We start from the raw sequence: 17,677 nt of genomic DNA, 5'->3' as shown, positions 1-17,677 counted from the left end.
TAAAATGCCAAATCCAGGCAAGGGGACCCCTGTGGATCCGCCCTGCCTGGCGCATGCTTTTCAGGTCTCAGCCCTTGAGGACTTCGACCAGCGTCTTGCCAAGGCGTGCCGGCGAAGGCGAAACCTTGATGCCGGCAGCTTCCATGGCTGCGATCTTCGATTCCGCATCGCCCTTGCCGCCCGAAACCACGGCGCCAGCGTGACCCATCGTGCGGCCCTTCGGAGCCGTACGACCAGCGATGAAGCCGGCCATCGGCTTCTTGCGGCCCTTCTTGGCTTCGTCGATGAGGAACTGTGCAGCATCCTCTTCGGCCGAGCCGCCGATTTCGCCGATCATGATGATCGAGGTTGTGGCTTCGTCGGCCAGGAACATTTCCAGGACGTCGATGAACTCGGTGCCCTTGACCGGGTCGCCGCCGATACCGACAGCGGTGGTCTGGCCGAGGCCTTCATTCGAGGTCTGGAACACGGCTTCATAGGTAAGCGTGCCGGAGCGCGAAACAATACCGACCGAACCCTTGCGGAAGATGGAGCCCGGCATGATGCCGATCTTGCATTCTTCCGGCGTCAGGATACCCGGGCAGTTCGGGCCGAGCAGGCGCGACTTGGACTTGTCGAGCTTGGCCTTGACCCGCACCATGTCCATGACCGGGATACCCTCGGTGATGCAGGTTATGAACGGGATCTCGGCGTCGATCGCCTCGATGATCGCTTCGGCTGCACCTGCCGGCGGAACGTAGATCACGGTCGCGTCTGCACCGGTCTTGTCCTTGGCTTCGGCAACGGAAGCGAAGATCGGCAGGGTTTCGCCCTTGGAGCCGGTCCAGGTTTCGCCACCCTTCTTCGGGTGGATACCGCCAACCATCTGCGTACCGTAATAGGCGAGCGCCTGTTCGGTGTGGAAGGTGCCGGTCTTGCCGGTCAGGCCCTGAACGAGGACCTTGGTGTTCTTATTGACGAGAATCGACATTGGTTCAGGTCCCTCAATTAGCCGTTGATCGCGGCTACGATCTTCTTCGCAGCATCGTCCAGATCGTCGGCTGCGGTGATCGCCAGACCCGATTCGTTCAGGATCTTCTTGCCAAGCTCGACATTGGTGCCTTCGAGGCGAACGACGAGCGGAACCTTCAGGCCGACTTCCTGAACCGCAGCGACAACGCCTTCGGCGATGACGTCGCACTTCATGATGCCACCGAAGATGTTGACGAGGATGCCCTCGACCTTCGGGTCAGCCGTGATGATCTTGAAGGCTGCAGCAACCTTTTCCTTGCCGGCGCCACCGCCGACGTCGCAGAAGTTTGCCGGCTCCTTGCCGTAGAGCTTGATGATGTCCATCGTCGCCATGGCAAGGCCTGCGCCGTTGACCATGCAGCCGATGTTGCCGTCGAGAGCCACGTAGGCGAGATCCCACTTGGAGGCCTCGATTTCCTTGGCGTCTTCCTCGGTTTCGTCACGCAGTGCGCGGACGTCGTCGTGACGGAACAACGCGTTGCCGTCGAAGGAAACCTTGGCGTCGAGAACGCGCAGGTGGCCATTGGTCATGACGATCAGCGGGTTGATTTCGAGAAGGGACATGTCCTTCTCGTTGAACGCCTTGTAGAGGATCGGGAAGAGCGACTTGGCATCTTCGGCAGCAGCGCCGGTCAGCTCGAGCGCCTTGACGATCTTCGCGACGTCGTCAGCCGTGACGCCGGCTTCCGGATCGATGGCGATGGTGTGGATCTTCTCCGGCGTGTCGTGGGCGACAGCCTCGATGTCCATGCCGCCTTCGGTCGAGACGACGAAGGCAACACGACCGACCGAACGGTCGACCAGCAGCGAGCAATAGAGTTCGCGAGCGATGTCGGCGCCGTCTTCGATGTAAAGGCGGTTGACTTGCTTGCCGGCTTCGCCGGTCTGCGCGGTTACCAGCGTGTTGCCGAGCATTTCCTTGACGTTGGCGACGACCTCATCGATCGACTTGGCCAGACGAACGCCACCTTTGGCTTCCGGGCCGAGTTCCTTGAACTTGCCCTTGCCGCGGCCGCCGGCGTGGATCTGGCTCTTGACCACGTAAAGCGGGCCGGGAAGAGACTTGGCAGCAGCTTCCGCCTCTTCAGCCTTGAGGATCGCGACACCTTCCGCGACCGGTGCGCCGTAGCCCTTCAGAAGGGCCTTGGCCTGGTATTCATGAATATTCATCGTCTTGTCCCTGTATTGGGCCTCTAAGGCGGATTACTTGAGGGCGGGGGCGATATTGATGCAGGCTTCGCAAAGACCGGCGACAGCGCCAACGGACTTCTGGAAGGCTTCTTCTTCTGCCTTGGTGAATTCTACTTCGATGACGCGCTCGACGCCGCCCGCACCGATGATCGTCGGAACGCCGACATACATGTCCTTCACGCCGTACTGGCCGGAGAGATATGCAGCGGCCGGCAGAACGCGCTTCTTGTCCTTGAGGTAGGATTCAGCCATCTCGATGGCGGAAGCGGCCGGAGCGTAGTAGGCCGAACCGGTCTTGAGCAGGCCAACGATTTCGGCGCCGCCATCACGGGTGCGCTGGATGATTTCTTCCAGGCGCTCCTTGGTGACCCAGCCCATCTTGACGAGGTCGGTCAGCGGAATGCCGCCAACGGTGGAGTACCGAGCAAGCGGCACCATGGTGTCGCCATGGCCGCCAAGAACGAATGCGGTAACGTCCTGAACGGAAACCTTGAACTCTTCGGAGAGGAAGAGGCGGAAACGGGCGGAGTCAAGAACACCTGCCATGCCGACGACCTTGTTGGTCGGGAGGCCGGAGAACTTCTGCAGCGCCCAGACCATCGCGTCGAGCGGGTTGGTGATGCAGATGACGAAGGCGTTCGGAGCATACTTCTTGATGCCGGCGCCGACCTGCTCCATGACCTTCAGGTTGATGCCGAGAAGGTCGTCGCGGCTCATGCCCGGCTTGCGGGCAACACCAGCGGTGACGATGCAAACGTCTGCGCCTTCGATGGCCGAGTAATCGCTGGCGCCGGTCAGCTTTGCGTTGAAGCCTTCAACGGGGGACGACTGGGCGATATCAAGGCCCTTGCCCTGCGGGATGCCGTCGGCAATGTCGAACAGGACGATGTCGCCCAGCTCCTTGAGACCGGCCAGATGAGCCAGCGTACCACCAATCATTCCAGAACCGATAAGAGCGATCTTATTGCGCGCCATTGAAGTGCTTCCTTTTAGATCCAAAACCAAGGCGACAGGGATTGGCTGCCCACCCTTGTGCGAAACCGCATATCCCTACTTGAGAAAAACTGCAACCGATTATTTCTGATCCAGTATTTTCAATCGGTTAGATGATTATTATCTTACGTAAACGTCAAATTTATCGACGTAAAACTGTCAAATCTTCGCACGTGCGGCTTGATGAAGTGCAAGATAGTCGGCGCTACGCATTTCGAAAAGCCGCGAAATAGTACGGTCGAACTCGAATCCCTCGGTGCCCTTCTTCTCTGTCAACAGCTCTTCCGGCATCGCAGCCGCAGAGGCAAAGAGACGAACGGAAGCATCGTAGAGAGCATCAATCAGAATGATAAACCGCTTGGTCTCGTTGCGCTTCTGCGGTCCGAGCAGAGGAATGTGATCGATAAAGATGACGTCAAACCGACGGGCAATCTCGAGAAAGTCCGATGCCCCGAGCGGCTGTGCGCAAAGCTCGGCGAAGGAGAACCGGGCAGCCCGGCCCGCCGCGCGCGGAACGGGAACACTGCGCCCCTTCATTTCGATCTCGGTCGCAATCTCGCGCCTACCGTCGGTGGTCCTCTCCCACGCAATATCCATGAGACGGTCTGCCTCGGCCGAAAGAGGTGCCGTATAGACCGGCAGGCTTTCAAGCTTCTCCAGCCGGTAATCGACTGGAGAATCCAACGTCGTCACCTCGACATGCCGCTTCAACAATGCGATGAACGGCAGGAAGAGGCCGCGGTTCAAACCATCCCGATAGAGATTTTCAGGCTCGACGTTGGAGGTGGCAACCAGTGTGCAGCCCCGCGCGAAGAGCTCGGTGAAGAGGCGCGCCAGGATCATTGCATCGGCAATATCCGTCACAGTGAATTCGTCGAAGCAAAGAAGCTCTGCTTCCTCGCGCAGCGCCATCGCCACCGGCGGCACCGGATCGGCCTGCTTGGTCTCGCCATTCTTCAGCTTTTGGCGATGCGCGTGGATGCGGCCATGCACATCGGCCATGAATTCGTGAAAATGCGCCCGGCGCTTCTTTTCCACCGGCGCCATCCGGAAGAAGAGGTCCATCAGCATGGTCTTGCCGCGGCCAACGCTACCATGCACGTAAAGGCCGCGCACTGGCTGCTGCGGCTTGCGCTTCTGTGCGAACATCCAGCCCAGCGCGCTCTTCTTGGCGGCCGGCCGGCGTTGTTTCAGGTCATGGAGAATGCGGTCGAGATGGTTTGCAACCTCCATCTGCGCCTTGTCCGCCATCAGCGTGCCGGCCTCGGTCATCGACTTGAGCTGCTCGGCCACGCTTGAGGCGTAATCCGGAATGGGCTGCATGCAAAATGCTCCGCCGGAGCGGGCGCCGCCTCGGCATCGACCCGCACGGCATGAAGGGAGAAAACTTACCGGCTGAGGCTGATTGGCTGGCCGCTCGAGGTAGAGCCATCGAAGCGGGCATCGGCACTCTTGTAGACGCGGCCGATGGCATTACCGTTGCGGTCCTTGAGGACCACCTGCTTGCCGGAAACCTCCCAAGAGCCCATCTGGGTCAGTTCACCTGCGCAACCACGTGTACCACCGCGCGAACCGCTGCCGAGATTGGTGAGCGTCAAGAACATGTCGCAGGAAGCGCCACCGTTGGAAACCTTCCAGTTGCCGACCATGGATTCCTTGGTCACGTCCATGGCCGTCGCGGGGGCGGCATCGCTCATACCCGAGCCAGGCGCAGCGGCTGCGGGAGCAGCCGGGAACTGGCCGTTTCCGGCTGCTCCGGGAGGAGGCAACTGACCGGACTGTACGGAGGGAACCGGCTGAGCCTGCAGCGGCGGAAGTGCGCTATTCTGCTGATCAAGGCCGCTATAGGAGGTTCGCTGGCAGCCAGCGAGCGAAAGAACGATCGCGACCCCCGTTGCCGCATACTTCAACTTCATCATCATACTCCCGGTTGACCGCTTCTGGCCGGTTTCTCATACGAAAACACGGCGGAATTATCGCAAACGCCCTGCTCGAATCAAGACAGCAGGCCTCGCAAACTCCGCACACCGTCTTTCAACAAGACTGAATCGCATTACGATATGGTAAATGGGCTACATCGGTCAAAATGCAACCCATTCCCGAAAGCAGACAGGATCGAACCGGATCAGACGCGACGCTCGACCATCATCTTCTTGATTTCCGCGATCGCCTTGGCCGGGTTCAGCCCCTTTGGGCAGGCCTGCGCGCAGTTCATGATGGTGTGGCAGCGATAGAGCCGGAAAGGATCTTCCAGGTTGTCGAGGCGTTCACCCTTGGCTTCGTCGCGGCTGTCGATCAGCCAGCGATAGGCCTGTAGCAGGACGGCGGGACCGAGGTAACGGTCGCCGTTCCACCAGTAGCTCGGACAGGAGGTCGAGCAGCAAGCGCACAGAATGCACTCGTAGAGACCGTCGAGCTTCAGGCGATCCTCGTGGCTCTGCTTCCATTCCTTGGCCGGCGGCGGCGAAACCGTCTTCAGCCAAGGCTCGATCGAACGATGCTGGGCATAGAAGTTGGTAAGATCCGGCACCAGATCCTTGACCACCGGCATGTGCGGCAGCGGATAGACCTTCACCGTGCCGTTGACCTCGTCCATGCCCTTGGTGCATGCGAGCGTGTTGGTGCCGTCGATGTTCATGGCGCAGGAACCGCAAATGCCTTCACGGCAGGAGCGGCGCAACGTCAGCGTCGGATCGATCTTATTCTTGATATAGAGCAGACCGTCGAGCACCATCGGACCGCAATCGTCGACGTCGATGTAGTAGGTATCGATCCGCGGATTCTGACCGTCGTCCGGGTTCCAGCGATAGATCCGATATTCTCGGACGTTCTTGGCCCCGGCCGGCTTCGGCCATACCTTGCCTTCGGTGATCTGGGAGTTCTTGGGGAGAGCGAGTTCAACCATGTCCAGTTCCTCTTCAGATCAATAGACGCGGGCCTTCGGCGCGATCTTCTTGGGATCGATGCCGTCGGCAATCAGGTCGGTATGAACAGGACGATAGTCGAGCTTCACATCGCCAGCTTCGGAAACCCAGGCCAGCGTGTGCTTGCGCCAGTTGACGTCGTCGCGGCCGGCGAACGGACCGTCGACATAGTCTTCGCGAGCGTGGCTGCCGCGGCTTTCCTTGCGCGCTTCAGCGCCATAGACCGTCGTGATGGCGTTGGCCATCAGATTGTGCAGTTCGAGCGTCTCGACGAGATCCGAGTTCCAGACCAGCGACCGGTCTGTGACCTTGACGTCCGGCAGTTCCTTCCAGATAGCCGATATGCGGCGGCAGCCGCTCTCCAGCGCTTCCTGGGTGCGGAACACGGCGGCGTCTTCCTGCATGGCGCGCTGCATCTTGTCGCGCAGCACGGCGGTCGGGGTCGAGCCGTTGGCATGGCGAATGCCGTCGAAGCGTTCCATGATCTTGTCGCAGGCAGCGATGTCGAGCGCGGGCACCGGCTCGGACTTGTCGATCACCTGCCCGGCACGGATGGCGGCGGCACGGCCGAAGACCACGAGGTCGATCAGCGAGTTGGAGCCGAGGCGGTTCGCACCATGCACCGAGGCGCAACCGGCTTCGCCGACGGCCATCAAGCCGGGCGCGATACGTTCCGGGTTGTCGGCATCGGCGTTCAGCACTTCGCCCCAGTAGTTCGTCGGGATGCCGCCCATGTTGTAATGAACGGTCGGAAGAACCGGGATCGGTTCGCGGGTCACGTCGACGCCCGCAAAGATCTTGGCGCTTTCCGAAATACCCGGCAGGCGCTCGTGCAGAACAGCGGGATCGAGGTGGTCGAGGTGCAGGAAGATGTGATCCTTGTTCTTGCCGACGCCTCGGCCTTCACGGATTTCCATCGTCATGCAGCGAGAAACGACGTCGCGCGAGGCAAGGTCCTTCGCCGAGGGAGCATAGCGCTCCATGAAGCGCTCGCCTTCCGAGTTGACGAGATAGCCGCCTTCGCCGCGTGCACCCTCGGTGATCAGGCAGCCTGCGCCGTAAATGCCGGTCGGATGGAACTGCACGAATTCCATGTCCTGCAGCGGCAGGTTGGCGCGGGCGATCATGCCGCCGCCGTCACCCGTGCAGGTGTGGGCGGAGGTCGCCGAAAAGTAGGCGCGGCCGTAACCGCCGGTCGCAAGAACCACCATCTTCGCCGAGAAGCGATGGATCGTGCCGTCGTCGAGGTTCCAGGCAACGACGCCGGTGCAGCGGCCATCGGCCGACATGATCAGGTCGAGCGCGAAATACTCGATGAAGAATTCGGCATTGTTGCGCAGCGACTGGCCATAAAGCGTATGCAGAATGGCATGGCCGGTACGGTCGGCGGCAGCGCAGGTGCGCTGTACCGGCGGGCCTTCGCCGTAGTTCTGCATGTGGCCGCCAAACGGGCGCTGGTAGATCTTGCCTTCCTCGTTACGCGAGAAGGGGACGCCGTAATGCTCGAGCTCATAGACGGCCTTCGGCGCTTCCATGGCGAGATACTGCATGGCGTCCACGTCGCCGAGCCAATCGGAACCCTTGACGGTGTCGTAAAGGTGCCACTGCCAGCAGTCAGGCGTCATGTTGGTAAGCGAGGCCGCAATGCCGCCCTGCGCAGCAACGGTGTGCGAGCGGGTTGGGAAGACCTTGGTGATGCAGGCGGTCTTGAAGCCCTGTTCGGCCATGCCGAGCGTGGCGCGCAGACCGGCGCCGCCGGCACCTACGACGACAACGTCATAGGAATGGTCGACATACTTGTAGGCCTTGCCGTTCTGGGCGGGAGAGCTGATCGATGCCATGTTGAATTACCCTACGAATGCGATCTTCAAGATGGCGAAAAGACAGAGACCGCCGATCAGGATCGTGAAGAACGTGTTGAGCATCAGGAGAAGGAACTTGACCACTTCCGCATGGACGTAGTCCTCGATGATCACCTGCATGCCAAGCTTCATGTGGATGAGACCCGAAATGACCACGAGACCCATGATCACGGCGACGAGGGGGTTCGAAAGCGCGCTGACGACTTCTGCGTAAGGCGAGCCTCCGTAGAGAACCACGAAGCCGACGAAGAAGATTATGAGCGGAATGTTGGCGACGGCTGTCACGCGCTGGCGCCAGAAATGTTCGGTTCCATCCTTTGCCGAACCGAGACCGCGAACCTTGCCGAGAGGAGTACGCATATCCATGGAAATCACCTCAAGCGCGAACGATGTAGGCGATCACCCAGATCACCAGGGTAAGCACCACCGAACCGGCGAACATGGCCTTGGCGAGCTTGGTCGAGAAATGCTTGTCGAAGCCGTAGCCGAGGTCCCACATCAGGTGGCGCAGACCGCCGAGCATATGATGAACCAGAGCCCAGGTGTAACCGAACAGGATCAGGCGGCCGATAAAAGTGCCCATGAACCAGCTGACCCACTCGAAATAGGCAGCGCCCGTCGAGGCTGCGATCAGCCACCAGGCCACGAGCAGGGTGCCGAAATAAAGAGCGCCACCGGTAATGCGATGCAGGATCGACATGACCATGGTCGGGATCGGCTTGTAGATTTGCAGATGCGGCGACAATGGCCGGTTATTTGTCACATTCGCCATCAGAACCTCGCGGCGTTGCAATGCGGTCCGAGATCTCGGACATCCTCCGTGGCAATGCCCAAAAAAAGCTTGGTGCATTGCATCAACGGCGACGTTTAATCCCCGAAATGTCGCGCGACAAGCACTATTGCTTGACGTTTTCAATTTAATCGATTCGGATGGATAGAACTTTATGCCTACCTGCAGGTTAACTCGCGCCGTAGAAATTCGCCGTGGCGGGATGACTTCGGGGCGAAAATCCGGCAAAGTGGCGTTAACTTTTTGTTAATCGCGTCACGTTTGCGAGGGGTAGGCCATGGTCTTGGCTATTGGATTGAAAGGGCTTTTCGTCCTGACAGCGACATGCGCAGTTCTCGTATCGGCGCCCCTCCAGGCAGGCAACGACCGCCCCTACCAACATAACCGACACGTCTCTTCTCACCATAACGGCGGCGCCGTCATCGGCGGCAACGGCCTGCCTTCCGTCGTTCCGGGTCTCGGCACTTTCGCCGGTTCCCTCACCGCAGTGCGCGTTAAGGGCACAGGCATCTACATGGCGATCGAGAAATGGCCGGTGAATAATCGCACAACCTACCAGCCGCCAAAGGCAAAGATCATCGAAATCGATGCGGAAACCGGCGATGGCGCATGCTCATTCGAAGCAGGCGTATGCGTCATCCGTCCACGCTGACCCGTTAACAGGACCTCAGCGGAACTTCCACACCGTCGTCTTCTTCACCTCGCTGTCCTCTAGCACACGCGTAACAGGCACCTCATAGGTGGCGAGCGGCTCCAGCCGTTCGGTCGGACGGTAGCTGCGCCCCGGGTCGCCCACCAGAACCGTGACGCCACCGGCCGAGAGGCGCGTGAACCACTCGACCAGTGCGGCCGCAAAATCCCGGTCGTAGAAAACGTCGCCGGCAAGAAGCAGATCAATGTCGAGCGACTGTCCGATGAAGTCGTCGCCTGAAAAATCGACGCTTACGCCGTTGGCCTCGGCATTGAGCCTGACCGCCGTCCTTGCCCAGGGATCGATATCGACCGCAAGTACGCTTTTTGCCCCCGCAAGCGCTGCGGCAATCGCTACCAGACCCGATCCACTGGCGAAATCCACTACGCTCTTGCCAGCGACCGTCTCCGGATGGTCCAGTATGTAGCGGGCAAGCCCCTGCCCTCCGGCCCAGGCGAATGCCCAGAACGGCGGAGGCAGGCCGATTTCCTTGAGATCATCCTCGGTTTTCAGCCAGAGATCGTGCACCTCACTTGCCAGCCGAAGCCGGATCTCCGGCACATGTGGCGGAGCCATCAGGCTGGTATTGGCGAGAATGAAGGTCTCCGGATCGGTAACCAAGGACGAACCTCAAACCGGCGGGTTTTCAAGGCCGCCCATGCGGCAAACCTCAAAATACTCCTCCTCCGTCACCGGCTGGACGGAAAGGCGCATCGAGGTGACGAGCGACATTTTGGCAAGCTTTTCACTTGCCTTGACGTCCTTCAGCGAAACCGGCTTCGGCATGTCAATTACGGCGCGAATATCGACACAGTCCCAGCGGGCATCACCCTCGGCCGTCGAATCTGGATGGGAAAGCGCGCAGACCTCGGTGATCCCGACGATCTCCAGCCCCTCGTTCGAATGGTAAAAGAACCCCTTGTCGCCGATCTTCATCGCCCGCATGTTGTTGCGCGCGAGATAGTTTCGCACGCCGGTCCATTCGGTGCCGGCCGCGCCCGCATCCTTCTGCATCTGCCAGGACCACTTGAAGGGTTCCGACTTGTAGAGCCAGAAAGCCATTCCGCTCATGCCTCCGGATTGTTGAAAACCCAGTTGTAGGGCTTTACCTCTACGCTTTCGAAAAGACCGGCCTTTGCATAGGGATCGGCATCGGCCAGAGCTTTGGCGGCATCGATATCTGCGGCTTCCACGATCACTAGACTGCCATTCGGCTTGCCTTCGGCATCTAGAAAGGGGCCGGCGATCTTCAGGGTTCCCTCGGCATTGAGCTTGTTCAGATGCTCGAGATGAGCCGGACGGGTCTCCATCCGCACATTTAGGTGGCCGGGCTTATCCTTGCAGATAAAGGCAAAAAGCATCGCATTTCTCCTGTTGCAATCGGTTTTGGTCATTCGGTGGTGATCGGCCGCGACATCAGCTGTTCGATGGCGGTCGGAATTTCGAGGCTGCCGTCGATGACCTGCGCCACCGCATCGGTGATCGGCATGCGAACTCCCAGACCTTCTGCCAGACGCGACGCGACGGCCGCCGCAAAGGCACCTTCGACAAGCTGGCCGCGAGAAAAATCGATCGGCTCCCCGCGCCCGAGCGAGATGCCGAAACGCAGGTTGCGCGACTGGTGACTGGTGGCGGTCAGCACAAGATCGCCGAGACCGGAAAGTCCGCTGACGGTTTCCGCCTTGCCGCCCATGGCCTCGACGAAACGCGACATTTCAGCAAGTCCGCGGGCGATCAGCGCCGCACGCGCGGAATCGCCCAGTCCCATGCCCTCGACGATGCCGCAGGCAATCGCCAGCACGTTCTTAAGTGCCCCGCCAAGCTGCACGCCGGTCCGGTCGGTGGAAGCATAGAGCCGGAAGGTCCGGCCCGAAATCGCCCGCGCCAGCCGCTCCGCAACCGCATGTTCACCCGCCGCAACCGCCATGGCCGTCGGCAGGCCGCCGGCGATATCCGCCGCAAAACCCGGCCCCGAAAGCACGGCGATAGCATGGTTCGGCAAGGCTTCCTCGAGCACATCCGTCAACAGACGCGCGGAACTGCGGTCGATCCCCTTGGCGCAGGTAACGACCACAGCATCTTCGGAAAGATAAGGCCCGTACTGCCGGGCGGCTTCCACCTGTGCCTGCGACGGCATGGCGAAAAGCACGATGCCCGCCTTCGAAATCACCGAAAGATCGGCTGAAAAGGCGAGCCTTTCCGGCAGAGCGATGCCCGGAAGGGCTGCCTCGTGAACCCTGCTCGACGCCAGATCCGCCATCAGTGCCGCCTCGCGTCCCACGAGCGTCACCTGCGCCCGCCCTTCGATGGCGATAACGGCAGCCAGCGCCGTGCCGAAGGCACCCGCGCCGATTACGGCGATACGTTCCGGCACGTTCATGCCTTTGCTCCCCGCTTTCCGTGGCCGATCACGGCCTTGGCTTCGGAATCGAGCGGCCAGCGCGAACGTGGCTGTACATCGAGATCATCAGGAGCGGCCCCGGTCGCCATGCGCTCCAGCCCAGCCCAGGCGATCATCACGGCATTATCGGTGCAAAGCTGCATTGGCGGCGCGACGAAACGGAAGCCGTTTTCGTCGCAAAGCGCCTGTAGCGTACGCCTGAGTTCCTGATTGGCGGCAACGCCCCCGGCCACCACGAGAGCCGGAACGCCCTCGACGTCGGGAAACTCTGCAAGGAAGCGTTTCAGGCCGCGCCCGATACGGTCTTCCAGCGTGCGGGAAATGGCCCGCTGGAAGGAGGCGCAGATATCGGAAATATCCTGGTCGCTGACAGGAGCGATACTTTCGGCCGCCTGCCGCACCGCGGTCTTCAGCCCGGAAAAGGAAAAGTCGAGGCGCTCCTCGCCCCTGAGCGGCCGGGGAAAATTGAAACGCTTCGGGTTGCCTGTCGCTGCCGCCCGTTCCACAGCAGGACCACCGGGGTAAGCAAGGCCAAGCAGCTTAGCGGTCTTGTCGAAGGCCTCGCCCAACGCGTCGTCGATCGTCGTGCCCCAGCGCTCGTAATCCCCGATACCACGGATCAAAACGAGCTGGGTATGGCCGCCGGAAACCAGCAGCATAAGATAGGGAAAGGTGAGGCTGTCGGTCAGCCGCGCCGTCAATGCGTGGCCCTCGAGGTGGTTCACCGCATAAAGCGGCTTGCCTGCCGCCCGCGCGATAGCCTTGCCGGTCATCAGCCCGACGATCAATCCGCCGATAAGCCCGGGACCAGATGTCGCAGCCACGGCATCGATCTCCTTCAGCGTGACGCCGGCGCGCTGAAGCGCCTCCTCGATCAGGCTGTCCAATGCCTCGACGTGAGCACGCGCGGCGATCTCGGGAACCACGCCGCCATAGGCGCTGTGCTCGTCGAGCTGGCTCAAAACCACGTCGCCTTCGATGATGCCGGTGCCGTCTTCAAGGCGCGTGACGACGGCCGCGGCCGTTTCGTCACAGCTCGTCTCGATGCCGAGAATGCGAAGTCTGGATGCCATTTGCCTGTGTTCGTTGATTGCGATCACCCGGAAACCGGTCTACGAGGACTGTCGGTAACAACGGATCAGATCGGATGCAAACAAAACCTTTTCGCATCGGCACGCGCGGCAGCCCGCTGGCGCTCGCCCAGGCCTATGAGACCCGCAGCCGGCTGATGGCGGCCCATGGCCTGCCGGAAGAGATGTTCGAGATCGTCGCACTGACGACCAAGGGCGACCGTATCACCGATCGTTCTCTCGCCGAAATCGGCGGCAAGGGCCTTTTCACCGCCGAACTGGAAGAGCAGCTTGCGTCCGGCGAACTCGATTTTGCAGTCCATTCCTCGAAGGATATGCCGACCGTCCTGCCGGACGGCCTCTTTCTCTCGGCCTTTCTGCCGCGGGAAGACGTACGCGATGCCTTCGTCGGCGCAGCCGCCCCGCGCCTTGTCGAACTTCCTGAAGGCGCGACCGTCGGTTCGTCGTCACTGCGACGTCAGGCACTGATCCGCCGCCTGCGCCCGGATCTCAACGTCATCACCTTCCGCGGCCTTGTCGATACCCGTCTGCGCAAGCTGGCCGAAGGGCATGTGGATGCGACGCTCCTTGCCTTTGCCGGGCTGAAGCGTCTCGGAAAGCAGGACGTTCCGACCGAACTGCTCGACCCCAGGGACTTTCCGCCAGCCCCCGCCCAAGGTGCAATCTGCATCGAGAGCCGCATCGGCGACAAGAGGGTAAATACGTTATTGGAGGCGATCAACGACCGCACCACGCATAATGCCGTGACCTGCGAGCGGGCATTCCTCGGCGCACTCGACGGTTCGTGCCGCACGCCGATCGCAGGTCACGCGATTTCGGAAGGAGGAAAGATCGGTTTCTACGGCATGATCCTGACGCCGGATGGCAGCCGCTTTCACGACATTTCATCCGAAGGCAGCGCTACCGACGCCGAACGGATCGGACGCAATGCCGGCGAAGCCGTGCGGGCAACAGCCGGCACCGGTTTCTTCGAAAGCTGGAGCTGAAACCGTGCGCGTTCTCGTGACGCGCCCGGAGCCTTCGGCCACGCGCACGGCCGAAAAACTGCGCCTTATGGGGCACGACCCGGTCGTGCTCCCGCTCGCAAGGGCGGTCCACGACACTCCGGCGACGAGAGCTGCGCTGGACTTTCCCCATGCGGCAATCGCCGTCACCAGCGCTGAAGCCATCCGTACGTTGGAGGAACTGGGAGCCGATGCCATTTCGCCCTATCGAGAAGACCTGTTCTTCGCGGTCGGCGCAGCAAGCGCTGAAGCCGCGAGGCGACTGGGTTTCCAGCAGGTCGTGGCGGGAGATGGCGATGGGGCCGCACTGGCGGCAATCATCGCCCGAGATCTCGAAGGCAGGAATTCCGCTGGGCGACCGCTGCTTTATCTGGCCGGGAAGCCACGCGCGTTCGGTCTTGAAGAGGCTCTAGAAGAACGACACATCCCGGCAAGCATCTGCGAATGCTACCGCATGGAAAACACATCCATCACCGAACAGGCATTGCAGGACAGCCTGACAGCGCCGCCTGTCGACGCCATTCTCTTCTATTCCGTCGAAAGCGTGCGACGCTTCTTCGCCCTGCCCTTCACGAAAGCGTGCAAGCACACGCTTGAAGAGGTAAAATTCCTCTGCCTTAGCGAAAGAATCCGCAACGCGATTCCCCCGCAATTGCAGCAGAAAGCCGGCGTAGCCCGGCTTCCGACGGAGGCTTCGCTGCTGGCGCTACTCTAAGGTAGAGGGTCCAATTTTGATCTTCGGCCTTCCCTTCCTCTGTTTCACTGACTAGTTTTACTGCACCGCAGGGAAATGAAGAGGTTGCCATGGTTTCCGGAAAGCCGCCCCGTCGATCGAAGTCGCCGCAAGATCCGGTCACGATCGACCTGACAGCAGAGGAAGCGAAGCCCGCGGAGGCCGAGGCCACGCAGCAGGCGGGCAACGCGGAGATATCAGCGGATGCCTCGATGCCGCGGGCCGATACCAGCCCGATCGACGCACCGCTTCAGGACTCTGAAACCGCAACAACTGCCGAACAGCCTTCGCCGGCAGAGCCCGTGGAAGGGAAGCCGAACAGCGACATCTTTGCCGAAACGGGAACCGCCTCCGAGGCGACCTCCGCTGAAGCGCCACCGTCCGATACCGCACCCTCCTACGCCGCTCCGACACCTCGCTCCGCTCCTGCGACTTCGTCTCTGGTCGCAGCCGGCATTATAGGCGGCCTGATCGCGTTGCTTGCCGCCGGCAGCATGCAATATGCCGGCTTCCTGCCGGCGGCTTCCCCCTCAGGAAGCTCCAACGCTGACACATCGGCTCTTTCGTCCGAGATTGAGGTACTCCGTTCACAGATCGCCAATCTGCCCGCAGCGGGACCGGCGGCCACCGATCCGGCTCTGGCGGAGCGTCTGGCAGCCCTTGAGGCATCCGTGGCAAGCCGACAGGAAACCGCCATCGACCCAGGTGCGGTTGAGGAACTCCGGTTGAAACTCGCCCAGAACGAGGAAGCGCTCGCCACCCTTCGCAATGCGGTCGCCGGCAACAGCCAGGCGCTCTCGGACAGCGAGCGCCGCCTTGCAGAAGCCGAAAAGAAGATCGAGGAGCCGCGCACCGATGTGCAGATGGCCCGCGCCATCGCCGTGACGGCCCTGAAGTCGGCGATCGACCGGGGTGGCCCCTATCTCGCGGAACTCGATGCTCTCGCCAGCATTGCGCCGGATGATCCGGCAGTGGAAGGCCTGCGTCCGCATGCGGCGACCGGCGTTCAGTCGCGCGCCGATCTCATTCGCCGTTTCTCGCAGACCGCAGATGCGGCACTCGCCGCGATCCACCAGCCGGATCCGAACGAAGGCATCGGCCAGCGGCTTCTTTCCAGCGCCCTGTCCGTGGTCAAGGTTCGCCCTGTCGGCAATGTCGAGGGATCGACGCCCGAGGCGATCATCGCCCGCATGGAGGACAAGCTGCAGAATGGCGACCTCAAGGGTGCTTCACTCGAATGGGATACCCTGCCCGACGCCGCAAAGGCGGCATCATCAGGTTTCAATGATCTGCTGAAAACCCGCATTGACGTGGAAGCGCTGATCGGCACGGCCATGGCCAATGCCGTCAACGGCACCCGGGGCTGAGGAAACGATAGATGCTCAGAATCCTGTCCTACGTCGTCCTCGTCCTTCTTCTCGGTATCGGCTTCGCATGGCTTGCCGAACGTCCCGGTTCGCTGTCGATCATCTGGCAGGGCCAGCTGATCGAAATGAGCCTGATGGTTGCCGCCGCCATTCTTGTGTCGATCGTCGCGCTCGTGATGTTCGTCTGGTGGTTCGCCCGGACAGTGTGGACTTCACCGCATTCCGTGCGCCGTTACTTCCGTGCCCGCACCCGGGATCGGGGCTATCAGGCTCTCTCGACCGGTCTTATTGCTGCCGGTGCGGGCAATGCAGCACTCGCCCGCAAGATGAGCGCCCGCGCTCGTGGCCTGCTGCGTGCCGATCAGGAGCCGTTGATCCTCGTGCTCGATGCGCAAGCCGCCGTGATCGAGGGACGTTTCGATGAGGCCCGCCGCCTGTTCCAGCAGATGTCGGAGGATCCGGAAACCCGCGAACTCGGCCTGCGGGGGCTTCATGTCGAGGCGACCCGCCTCGGCGCCCACGAGGCTGCACGCCAATATGCGGAAACCGCCGCCGAAAGTGCGCCCTACCTTCCCTGGGCGGCAAAATCGACATTGGAACACCGCTGTCGCGCTGGTCACTGGGACGATGCGATCCGCCTGCTCGACCAGCAGCGCGTCGCCCATGTCCTGAAGCGCGCCGAAGCCGACCGCCTGAAGGCTGTTCTTCTGACCGCAAAGGCCGAGGACCGGCTGGAAAGCGATCCGTCCGTTGCCCGAGACAATGCTGTTCAGGCTTTGAAGCTTGCCAGGGATCTGGTGCCGGCGGCCATCGTCGCCGCCAAAGGCTACCTTCGGGAAGACAACCTGCGAAAAGCCACGAGCGTGCTGGAACAGGTCTGGAAGCTTTCGCCCCACCCGGATATCGCCCACACCTATCTCCGGGCGCGCAGCGGCGATAGCGCCGTCGACAGGTTGAAGAAGGCGGAGCGTCTGGAGCATTTGCGTCCCAACAACATCGAGTCCCTGCTGATCGTCGCAGAGGCCGCTCTCGACGCCCAGGACTTCGCCAAGGCGCGCAGCAAGGCGGAAGCCGCCGCCCGCATGGAATCGAGCGAGCGCGTCTACCTGCTCTTTGCTGACATCGAGGAAGCTGAAACGAACGATCAGGGCCGCATCCGCTACTGGATGGGCGAGGCATTGAAAGCCGGTCGCGACCCGGCCTGGGTGGCCGATGGCTACGTCTCGGAAAGGTGGCTGCCGCTTTCCCCCATCACCGGCAAACTGGATGCCTTCGAATGGAAAATGCCTTTCGACCAGGTCGAAGGCGCAATCGAGGACGGCACCATCAGCCGCGGCGAGCAGGCACTGAGTGCGCTGCCGCCCTTGCAGACAAAGCCGCAGCCGCCAGCCGCCCCCGAAAACCGCGAAACGCACCCGTTCATCGAAACCACAACGCCTGCCGCTGCGCCAGCGCCCGTACGCAAGCCCGCCCAGGAGACGCCGAAGGTGCAGGAGACTGCTCCGACGGCGGTTCCCGAACCGTTCTTCGGCCGACCGCCCGATGATCCCGGCGTGCGCGATCCTGCGGGGGCAACGGACGACAGCAAGACCCGCCTCCGGCTTTTCTGACAGGGAGAA

General features: G+C 61.4%; 19 protein-coding genes. 5 read left to right on the top strand and 14 right to left on the bottom strand.

Features of this window, described 5'->3' with window-relative positions; translation table 11 throughout:
• Positions 1–67: 67 nt before the first annotated feature.
• From sucD to sdhC, 9 genes are all read right to left on the bottom strand, one after another.
• Positions 68–970 carry a succinate--CoA ligase subunit alpha gene (gene sucD / locus H4I99_RS16775; protein WP_099059564.1) on the bottom strand — a complete coding sequence of 301 codons (903 nt, stop codon included), beginning with the start codon at positions 968–970 and terminating at the stop codon, positions 68–70.
• Positions 971–987: 17 nt separating this feature from the next.
• Positions 988–2,181 carry an ADP-forming succinate--CoA ligase subunit beta gene (sucC, locus tag H4I99_RS16770; protein ID WP_099059565.1) on the bottom strand — a complete coding sequence of 398 codons (1,194 nt, stop codon included), beginning with the start codon at positions 2,179–2,181 and terminating at the stop codon, positions 988–990.
• Between the two features lie 33 nt (positions 2,182–2,214).
• The gene (gene mdh / locus H4I99_RS16765) at positions 2,215–3,177 is read right to left on the bottom strand and encodes a malate dehydrogenase (protein WP_163902012.1); all 963 of its coding nucleotides are present in this window, start codon (positions 3,175–3,177) and stop codon (positions 2,215–2,217) included.
• 177 nt (positions 3,178–3,354) lie between these two features.
• The gene (zapE, locus tag H4I99_RS16760; protein WP_163902013.1) at positions 3,355–4,518 is read right to left on the bottom strand and encodes a cell division protein ZapE; all 1,164 of its coding nucleotides are present in this window, start codon (positions 4,516–4,518) and stop codon (positions 3,355–3,357) included.
• 65 nt (positions 4,519–4,583) lie between these two features.
• Positions 4,584–5,111: a protease inhibitor Inh/omp19 family protein gene (locus H4I99_RS16755; RefSeq protein WP_163905919.1), complete on the bottom strand. Its 528-nt coding sequence runs from the start codon at positions 5,109–5,111 to the stop codon at positions 4,584–4,586.
• A gap of 209 nt (positions 5,112–5,320) precedes the next feature.
• Complete coding sequence (locus H4I99_RS16750; RefSeq protein ID WP_163902014.1) at positions 5,321–6,100, bottom strand: succinate dehydrogenase iron-sulfur subunit; 780 nt, start codon at positions 6,098–6,100, stop codon at positions 5,321–5,323.
• A gap of 18 nt (positions 6,101–6,118) precedes the next feature.
• Positions 6,119–7,960, bottom strand: coding sequence for a succinate dehydrogenase flavoprotein subunit (sdhA, locus tag H4I99_RS16745; protein WP_163902015.1), 1,842 nt, complete (start codon positions 7,958–7,960; stop codon positions 6,119–6,121).
• 6 nt (positions 7,961–7,966) lie between these two features.
• On the bottom strand, positions 7,967–8,347 hold the full coding sequence (sdhD, locus tag H4I99_RS16740; protein ID WP_163902016.1) for a succinate dehydrogenase, hydrophobic membrane anchor protein: 381 nt from the start codon (positions 8,345–8,347) through the stop codon (positions 7,967–7,969).
• A gap of 10 nt (positions 8,348–8,357) precedes the next feature.
• Entirely contained in the window at positions 8,358–8,753 is a 396-nt protein-coding gene (gene sdhC / locus H4I99_RS16735; RefSeq protein ID WP_163902017.1) for a succinate dehydrogenase, cytochrome b556 subunit, read from the bottom strand.
• A 295-nt stretch (positions 8,754–9,048) separates the two neighbouring features.
• Here sdhC and H4I99_RS16730 point away from each other — a divergent pair, with 295 nt between their 5' ends.
• Complete coding sequence (locus H4I99_RS16730) at positions 9,049–9,423, top strand: hypothetical protein (protein WP_163902018.1); 375 nt, start codon at positions 9,049–9,051, stop codon at positions 9,421–9,423.
• 15 nt (positions 9,424–9,438) lie between these two features.
• Here the strand turns inward: H4I99_RS16730 and H4I99_RS16725 are convergent, their stop codons facing one another.
• The 5 genes from H4I99_RS16725 to tsaD are packed head-to-tail and all read right to left on the bottom strand — an operon-like array spanning position 9,439 to position 12,936.
• Positions 9,439–10,083: a class I SAM-dependent methyltransferase gene (locus tag H4I99_RS16725; RefSeq protein WP_163902019.1), complete on the bottom strand. Its 645-nt coding sequence runs from the start codon at positions 10,081–10,083 to the stop codon at positions 9,439–9,441.
• 9 nt (positions 10,084–10,092) lie between these two features.
• A complete protein-coding gene (locus H4I99_RS16720) occupies positions 10,093–10,524 on the bottom strand; it encodes an EVE domain-containing protein (RefSeq protein WP_099059572.1) in 432 nt (143 codons plus the stop codon).
• Between the two features lie 5 nt (positions 10,525–10,529).
• Entirely contained in the window at positions 10,530–10,823 is a 294-nt protein-coding gene (locus H4I99_RS16715) for a YciI-like protein (protein WP_163902021.1), read from the bottom strand.
• 29 nt (positions 10,824–10,852) lie between these two features.
• The gene (locus tag H4I99_RS16710) at positions 10,853–11,836 is read right to left on the bottom strand and encodes an NAD(P)H-dependent glycerol-3-phosphate dehydrogenase (RefSeq protein WP_186663353.1); all 984 of its coding nucleotides are present in this window, start codon (positions 11,834–11,836) and stop codon (positions 10,853–10,855) included.
• Positions 11,837–11,838: 2 nt separating this feature from the next.
• Positions 11,839–12,936 carry a tRNA (adenosine(37)-N6)-threonylcarbamoyltransferase complex transferase subunit TsaD gene (gene tsaD, locus H4I99_RS16705; RefSeq protein WP_163902025.1) on the bottom strand — a complete coding sequence of 366 codons (1,098 nt, stop codon included), beginning with the start codon at positions 12,934–12,936 and terminating at the stop codon, positions 11,839–11,841.
• Positions 12,937–13,010: 74 nt separating this feature from the next.
• Here tsaD and hemC point away from each other — a divergent pair, with 74 nt between their 5' ends.
• The 4 genes from hemC (at position 13,011) to H4I99_RS16685 (ending at position 17,668) form a co-directional block, all read left to right on the top strand.
• The gene (gene hemC / locus H4I99_RS16700; protein ID WP_163902027.1) at positions 13,011–13,940 is read left to right on the top strand and encodes a hydroxymethylbilane synthase; all 930 of its coding nucleotides are present in this window, start codon (positions 13,011–13,013) and stop codon (positions 13,938–13,940) included.
• Between the two features lie 4 nt (positions 13,941–13,944).
• Entirely contained in the window at positions 13,945–14,673 is a 729-nt protein-coding gene (locus H4I99_RS16695; RefSeq protein ID WP_163902029.1) for a uroporphyrinogen-III synthase, read from the top strand.
• 89 nt (positions 14,674–14,762) lie between these two features.
• Complete coding sequence (locus tag H4I99_RS16690) at positions 14,763–16,058, top strand: COG4223 family protein (protein ID WP_163902031.1); 1,296 nt, start codon at positions 14,763–14,765, stop codon at positions 16,056–16,058.
• Positions 16,059–16,069: 11 nt separating this feature from the next.
• Positions 16,070–17,668 carry a heme biosynthesis protein HemY gene (locus H4I99_RS16685; protein ID WP_163902033.1) on the top strand — a complete coding sequence of 533 codons (1,599 nt, stop codon included), beginning with the start codon at positions 16,070–16,072 and terminating at the stop codon, positions 17,666–17,668.
• The last annotated feature ends 9 nt before the right edge of the window (positions 17,669–17,677 follow it).

The sequence above is a fragment of the Paenirhizobium daejeonense genome, from assembly GCF_014280875.1.
Taxonomy (GTDB): domain Bacteria; phylum Pseudomonadota; class Alphaproteobacteria; order Rhizobiales; family Rhizobiaceae; genus Allorhizobium; species Allorhizobium daejeonense.
This window is presented reverse-complemented; position numbering and strand designations above follow the sequence as displayed.